A 7,048-nucleotide genomic window follows, 5' to 3' on the forward strand; every position below is an offset into this window, starting at 1 on the left:
GGCGAACCGCTCGGGGTTGATGCCGATGGGCGCGGTGACGACCTCCCCGACCAGGAGGTACCCCGGCGGGAGGAAAAGTCCGGTCTTGGGGCAGGCCAGGGTCACGGTGAGGTCGGCGGACACCGCCAGCCCCGCGGCGCCGGTGGTCGAATCCAGCCCCGAGGGGACGTCCACCGCGACGACGAAGGCGGGGCCGTCGTTGAGGGCCCGAATCACGGGGGCGAAGAGCCCCCGCGGCTCACCCGACACCCCCGTGCCCAGAAGGGCGTCCACCGCTACGGCGGCCCGCTCCAGGGCGCGCGCCAGCTCGGCCACGTCTTCCTCGCCCTCGATGACCCAGGCCCCCCGCCCCCCGGCCCGGAACACGTTCCAGTTCGCCAGGGCGTCGCCGGTGAGCTCCCCGGGGTCGCCCACGGAAAAAACCAGCGGCTCGACGCCGGCCCCGGCCAGGTGGCGGGCGATCACCAGCCCGTCGCCGCCGTTGTTCCCCTTCCCCACGACCACCACCACGTCGCCGGGTCCGAGGTCGGGGAAGCGGGATAGTATCTCCCGGACGACGCCGCGCCCGGCGTTCTCCATCAGGGCCGTCCCGGGCAGGCCGTCACCCTCGATGGTCACCCGGTCTATAAGTTTCATCTCTTCGGTGGTGGCCACCGGTCGCATGGTCGTCTCCTCGGACGGGGGTGGATGGGGGAAAATCTCCCCTAGTTTACCAGATTCGTGACCTCGGCGGAACGGGTTACCGTTTCGCCCCGTAATTCGTTGACCCTGAAAAGGTCGCGTAACCAAATGTAGGGCGGGGACTTTAGTCCCCGCCGCTTTAACACCTCAGCCCAACCCGTGCCTTCGCTCGTTGCGATGACGTAGGGGCGGGTCTCCTGATCCGCACGTTTTTTCAACGGCAGCCCTCACCCCCAGCCCCATCGGCGAGCCTCCACCTAGAGGGGGGAGGGAGGGTAAATGGAGGGCGGGAAACCTTTCACCGCCGCGTTCACGCTCCCAGCCTTGACCCTCACCCCGGCCCGTAGGCAAGCCTCTCCCTAGAAGGGAGAGGGGGCCGCTGCACCCCCTTCCCCGGCCCGTGCCTCCGCCCGTTGCGATGACGTAGGTGCCGACCGACGGCGCGCCGATTAGGTCGGCCCGTTTTTTTAAAACTCGACCAGTCCAAGGCCCGACGGCGCCCCTCGACCGGACCCGCCGAGTTGTGTGTACAAAAAAAGCCGCCCGGCGGCGGCGAGGCGGTGCCCGTCTTTTAGAAGAAGAAGCTCACCCCGGCGCCGAAGGTCATACCGGAGAACCGCTCCACCTCGGGGGTGAAGGGATGGATGTAGTGGAAGCCCACCTCGACAATCAACGACGGCTGGAGTGGGAACTCGGCCCCCACTTCGACGAAGACGGCGAAGTTCTGGGCGTTCTGGAGGTAGTTGAAGGGGTCCCCGCTCTGGCGCTCGATGTTCAGGGAGGTGGTCCGGAGCGTGTACATCGGCCCGGCCCCGAAGTAAGGCGAAATCCACGTGGTGGGCGAGAAGCTGATGCGCGGTGAGATGCCGAAGGTCATCAGGTTGCCGGTCGGATTCAGGTCCCAGGCCCGCCACATGTCGGGCATCAGGAGGCCGGTGTACTCGAAGAAGCCGTAGAGCTCGAGCTCGCCGCCCCTGAAGCGGTACCCGACGCGGAGGGAGCCGCTGACGCCGTCGTGGAAGAGGTAGGAGGGCCCGGAGTAAGCCCAGTAGCCGCCGAAGAGCCCCACCGCGAATCCGGAAATGGGCTTGCGCGGCGCCTCGGCGAAGGACGCCGCCATCAGCAGCAACAGCAGCACTACGAGGGCTTTACGCAAGGCTCCCTCCCGCCGGGGACCCCATTTTCTCGGGCAGTATAGCAGGCGGGTCGGATAAGTGTCAACGAATACAACATTTTGAGGAGCAAAAAGCGGACCAGGAAACCGGCGGGGCCTCCTTTCGGGATCCCCGGACGACTCCGAGTAGCGGATTAACCCCAGAGCGGGGATTACCACCCGTGAAAGACATCAAGAGTAAGTAAATACATACCAATCCTCGAGAAGTAAAAAAGCCAATTAAATCGACGAATCCCCTTAAAACCTTAAATACCTTGACAACCCGTTGAATAGGAGGCTATACTTTTAACGGTAGGATGAAGTTCGGCTTCATGCCGTGTGGGTGTTTGGTTGAGGCCATTCACTCCTATATCCTACCTAATTCATATCCAATTTAAAGGTTGTCGCTTGGTATAATACTCCCCATAGGGTTTGTTACTAGTATCATCAATATCTTGAACGAGCCTTACCGCATCCCAGAGATACCTGATAAATCGTTCCTCTCCCTTCTCGTAAAACCTCTGAAGCGCCCACAAGAAATAATCTGTCGATTGCAGCCCTCCGCAATGGGTGGAATCGGTTGAAGTAATTTGGATTGCTTCGCTTCCGATTATACCGTGCTGTTCGAGAAATCTCTGTTGGGCCGCCCGTACGGCATTTACAAAAGCCGTCGTGCGGTCTTTTTTACTTCGCTTGGACACTAAAATGGAGTAACTGTCCGCCTGATGCAATCTTTCTTTAAAGAGCCGCCGTACAAGAAAATCGTAAAGCTCATTCGGCGTGTAGCGGTACTGAGGGTCGGTGGCGTTGCGGTTACGTATGTAGTTTAGGACCGATGTCTTATTTTTAATAACAGCATAGAACCGGAAGTTGGTTAAATCCTCAAAGAGGAGTCTGAAAACCTCCCTGCGTATCTCGGGCAGATCATCTTTAGCATGAAACACGTAGTACGTTTTCCTAGCCTGTGGTTGCATTGAGGGAACGGAGCTGAAATACGAGTCTTGCAGTAAATTGGCTCGCAATTCATTCAACTGCCTTTCAATCTTACCCTGATCCCTAATTTCCAACAATCCTAAAATGAAGTAATTAGAACATCCTTCCTTTCCAAAGATGACCTCGCCTCGGCGATTGAATATATACGGATCGCCCGCTTCATCAACATAATAGTAACGATGATGTGATGTTTTTACTGGCATTATTAAAGAGGGGGGAGTTAAATCCCCCCTTCTCTCTCGCTAATCAGCCCAGCCGCGCCTTCAACAGGTCCGGGAGCTGACTGGGCAGGTCGGCGACCGGAACGCCTACCGCGGTCAGCGCCTCTATCTTGCTCTCCGCCGTCCCCTTGCCGCCGGCGATGATGGCCCCGGCGTGACCCATGCGCTTGCCCTTGGGGGCGGTGCGCCCGGCGATGAAGCTCACCACCGGCTTCGTCACGTTTTGGCGGATGAACTCCGCCGCCTCCTCCTCGTCCGTGCCGCCTATCTCGCCTATCATCACCACCCCGGCGGTCTCGGGGTCGGCCTCGAAGGCCGCCAGGGCGTCAATGAAATTGGTCCCGATTATCGGGTCCCCGCCGATGCCCATGCAGGTGGACTGCCCCAGCCCGGCCGCCGTCAGCGACCACACCACCTCGTAGGTCAGCGTGCCCGAGCGGCTCACCAGCCCCACGTTTCCCGGCCGGTGGATGTGGCCGGGCATGATGCCCACCTTGGCCTTGCCCGGCGAGATGATGCCGGGGCAGTTGGGGCCGATGAAGCGGATGCCCCTCGCCCGGTAGTAGTGGTAGGCGCGCAGGACGTCCAGGGTGGGGATGCCCTCGGAGATGCAGACGGCGAGCTTTATCCCCGCGTCGGCGGCCTCGAAGAGCGCGTCGGCGGCGAAGCGCGCCGGAACGTAGATCACGCTCGCGTCCCCCCCGGTTTTCTCGACCGCCTCGGCCACCGTGTCGAAGACCGGGATGCCGTGGACCTTTTGGCCCCCCTTGCCCGGCGTGACCCCGGCCACGACCCGGGTTCCGTACTCGACCATCTGGCCGGCGTGGAAGGAGCCGTCGCGGCCGGTGATGCCCTGAACGACCACGCGGGTCTTCTCGTCTACGAATACGCTCATCGTCCCCCCCTCGCGGCATGGACGGCCTTCTGGACCGCCTCGTCCAGGTTCACCCCGGCCTCGATGCCCGCCTCGGCCAGCATCGCCCGCCCCCGGTCCTCGTTGGTGCCGGTGAGCCGCACCACAAGAGGAATCGCAAGCGGCCTCTTTTTCAGGGCCGCCAGGAGCCCCGCGGCGATGTCGTCGCAGCGCGTGATGCCCCCGAAGATGTTCAAAAGAATCGCCTTGACGTCCGGGTCGCCGGTGACGATCTCCATGGCGACGAGAACCTTGGCGGGGTCGGAGGAGCCGCCCACGTCGAGGAAGTTGGCCGGCTCGGAGCCGAAGTGCTTTATCAAATCCATGGTGGTCATGGCCAGCCCGGCGCCGTTGACGATGCACCCCACGTCCCCCGAGAGCTTGACGTAGGAGAGACCCGCGTCCTTGGCCTTGAGCTCCAGCGGGTCCTCGGCGCTCTTGTCGCGCATGGCCTCCACCTCCGCTTGGCGGAAGAGGGCGTTGTCGTCGAAGACGATCTTGGCGTCAATGGCCACCGCCCGGCCGTCGGAGGTGATGACGCAGGGGTTTATCTCGGCCAGGGAGGCATCGGTGGCCAGGAAAAGCCGGTAGAGCTTTTCCAGGAAATCGGCGAGCTGCCTCCGGACGCCCAAGTCCCCGCCGAGGAAGCCGGACAGCCGCCGCCCGTGGTGCGGCCAGAATCCCACCGCCGGGTCCACGGGGAGCTTCAGGATTTTTTCCGGCGTCTTGGCCGCCACCTCCTCGATGTCCACCCCGCCCGCCGCCGAGACCATGAACACCGGGAACTTCGACGCCCGGTCCAGGATGATGCCGAGGTAGAGCTCGTCGGCGATGTCCACCGCCTCATCTATGAGCACCCGCTCCACGACGAGACCCTTTATGTCCATGCCGAGGATGGCGCGGGCGTGCTCGATGAGCTCCGCCTCGTTCCGGGCGAGCTTCACGCCGCCGGCCTTCCCCCGGCCGCCCACGTGGACCTGGGCCTTCACCACGCAGGGGTAGCCCACCTCCGCCGCCGCTTTGGGAGCCTGGGCCGGGTCGGTGACGACCACCCCCCGGCTCGTGGGGATGCCGAACTTGCGGAAGAGCTCCTTGGCCTGGTACTCGTGAATCTTCAACCCGCGTCTCCCTTCGCGTCGGAACCCGGGGCCGTGCAAAGACCGGAGCATTTTATCACCGGCCGGAGGCGCCCGCAAGGAAGGGGGCGACCTTTGGGAATCCCTCACCCATCATCCGCGCCCGCCGGACATACTGTGGGGAGAGGGAAAAAAGACGGGTCACCAGACCCGCCCGCTCTCAACCTAAACGCCTACGGAAAAGCCTTTGTATTAAATATCTCCACCTTCATTGATATAAAGATCAACCAGTAGATCGGCGGAACTTTTAATCAACCGCTGCGCCTGGGTGAAGTACTCCTCGTCAATCTCCACACCCACCGCGTTCCGACCGGCCATAACCGCCGCAACCACTGTAGTTCCCGTTCCCATGAACGGATCGAGCACGGTGTCGCCGAAGAATGAAAACATCCTCACCAGGCGATCCGCCAGGACCAGCGGAAAAGGGGCGGGATGCACTCTCGTCGAAGCGCCGCCCAGATGCCATATCTGCTGAAACCACTCGTTAAAGCTATCCCGCTCGATCATGCTCAACCGACGTTGATCGGTGGTCGGCCTGCGATACCCGCCGGGTTTGCGCTGCATGAGGATGTACTCGATGTCGTTTTTCACGATGGCGTTCGGTTCGTAGGGCTTGCCGAGGAACCGTCCTCCTCCTTCCACCTCCGTCGTCGCGTTGGCTATTTTGTACCAGATGATCGGGTTCAGGTTGTCTAAGCCGATCTTTCGGCACCGGACGGCGATGTCGGAATGCAGGGGCATTACCAGATGCCGTCCGTTCTTCCTCCGCGCCAGGCACACGTCGCCAACCACGCAGCACAGACGCCCGCCGGGAATCAGCACGCGGTAAACATGCCGCCAAACCTTGTCCAGCTCGTCCAGGAACTCCTCGTAATCGGCGACATGACCCAACTGGCCCGGCGTGTCGTTGTACCTCTTCAAGGTCCAATAGGGCGGCGATGTAACGACTAAATGACAGCTCTCGTCAGCCAGCCAGTCAAGATTCCTGGCGTCTCCCCGTTTCAACTCAACGGTGACGGAAGCCCGCCCGTTTCCCGCTTTCGCCCGCTCGGCCTCTTTGAATCGCTCGTCAACCGAGAGGGATTCGTAGCTTTTTTCTCTTTCGTTCATCGGTTAAGTTGACCCAGAAGGTGACCCGTCAGGGAATTGATAAAAGCAGAAAAAGACATTTCAGGCTTCGGCTCGGTGCAGATATCCCCCCCGCGGGGGGATAACAACAGGCAGGCCGAGTTGTACAGTCGCTCCAAGATCAGCTTCTCGCAAAAAAGTTCGTATCGTTTGGCGTAAGAAGCACCTCTGAATTCACTGAACACAGGGTAATGGGGCTCCGCGACGCCGACCTTACCGCGCGAGGCCTCGCAGTCCTCGAGCAACATAAAGTAACCGAGCCAGGGTGCAGGTGAGACTCCGAAGGCCCTTTCCCTGAATGCCGTGTGCAGGTCCTCCGCCGATCCGACGGCCTCCTCGATGCGGTTGTTGAAGTTGTTCCCGAAGGACGGGCCGACCTGTGACTTGAACTCCATCACAGCCAACAGGCGTTTGTCATGAATCACCAGCATGTCCCACTCTTTAGTGGGGCGGTAAAATCCCGGCAGGGTGAGACGTTTATTTAATTTAACGGATTCAGAGGGGAAACCATTCTCTATCATCAACTCCGTCACCAGGTTGATAAAACCGTCCATTTGTTTGCCGCCGGTGACCGCCGTCCTCCCCCCTCGGTCACCCTCCCCGACCGCGCGGGATTGGCCTTCCCGCGTGGACCAGAAGAAATGAACGGCATCTCTCAACTGTTTATTTAGCATGCTCACGGCACGATTTGGATGGTGTCGGCCCAGACATGGGTCATCTCCTCGATGTAGGAGTTGGACCCGCCCACGGACACCCGCACCCGCCCCGAGGCCATCTCGCTCTTGATGTACAGAAGCTCGTCGGTGTAGCCGGTGAAGTGGCA

7 protein-coding genes are annotated in these 7,048 nt (G+C 61.1%); all 7 read right to left on the reverse strand.

Going from position 1 to position 7,048, the window contains the following annotated elements:
• Positions 1–663, reverse strand: a 663-nt coding sequence (locus NTW26_08935; protein MCX7022378.1) for an NAD(P)H-hydrate epimerase, incomplete at its 3' end; no start/stop codon positions are given.
• Positions 664–1,252: 589 nt separating this feature from the next.
• A complete protein-coding gene (locus tag NTW26_08940) occupies positions 1,253–1,837 on the reverse strand; it encodes an outer membrane beta-barrel protein (protein ID MCX7022379.1) in 585 nt (194 codons plus the stop codon).
• 380 nt (positions 1,838–2,217) lie between these two features.
• Positions 2,218–3,030 carry a DUF3800 domain-containing protein gene (locus NTW26_08945; GenBank protein MCX7022380.1) on the reverse strand — a complete coding sequence of 271 codons (813 nt, stop codon included), beginning with the start codon at positions 3,028–3,030 and terminating at the stop codon, positions 2,218–2,220.
• 43 nt (positions 3,031–3,073) lie between these two features.
• Positions 3,074–3,943 (reverse strand): succinate--CoA ligase subunit alpha, encoded by an 870-nt coding sequence (sucD, locus tag NTW26_08950; GenBank protein ID MCX7022381.1) that lies wholly within the window; start codon positions 3,941–3,943, stop codon positions 3,074–3,076.
• A complete protein-coding gene (sucC, locus tag NTW26_08955; GenBank protein MCX7022382.1) occupies positions 3,940–5,079 on the reverse strand; it encodes an ADP-forming succinate--CoA ligase subunit beta in 1,140 nt (379 codons plus the stop codon). Before sucC ends, sucD begins: the two co-directional genes overlap by 4 nt.
• Before the next feature lie 210 nt (positions 5,080–5,289).
• Positions 5,290–6,207, reverse strand: a complete 918-nt coding sequence (locus NTW26_08960) for a site-specific DNA-methyltransferase (GenBank protein MCX7022383.1) — start codon at positions 6,205–6,207, stop codon at positions 5,290–5,292.
• Complete coding sequence (locus tag NTW26_08965; GenBank protein ID MCX7022384.1) at positions 6,204–6,899, reverse strand: restriction endonuclease; 696 nt, start codon at positions 6,897–6,899, stop codon at positions 6,204–6,206. The genes NTW26_08960 and NTW26_08965 overlap by 4 nt, the downstream gene beginning before the upstream one ends.
• Positions 6,900–7,048 lie beyond the last annotated feature (149 nt).

This window comes from bacterium (assembly GCA_026398675.1).
GTDB lineage: Bacteria > RBG-13-66-14 > RBG-13-66-14 > RBG-13-66-14 > RBG-13-66-14 > RBG-13-66-14.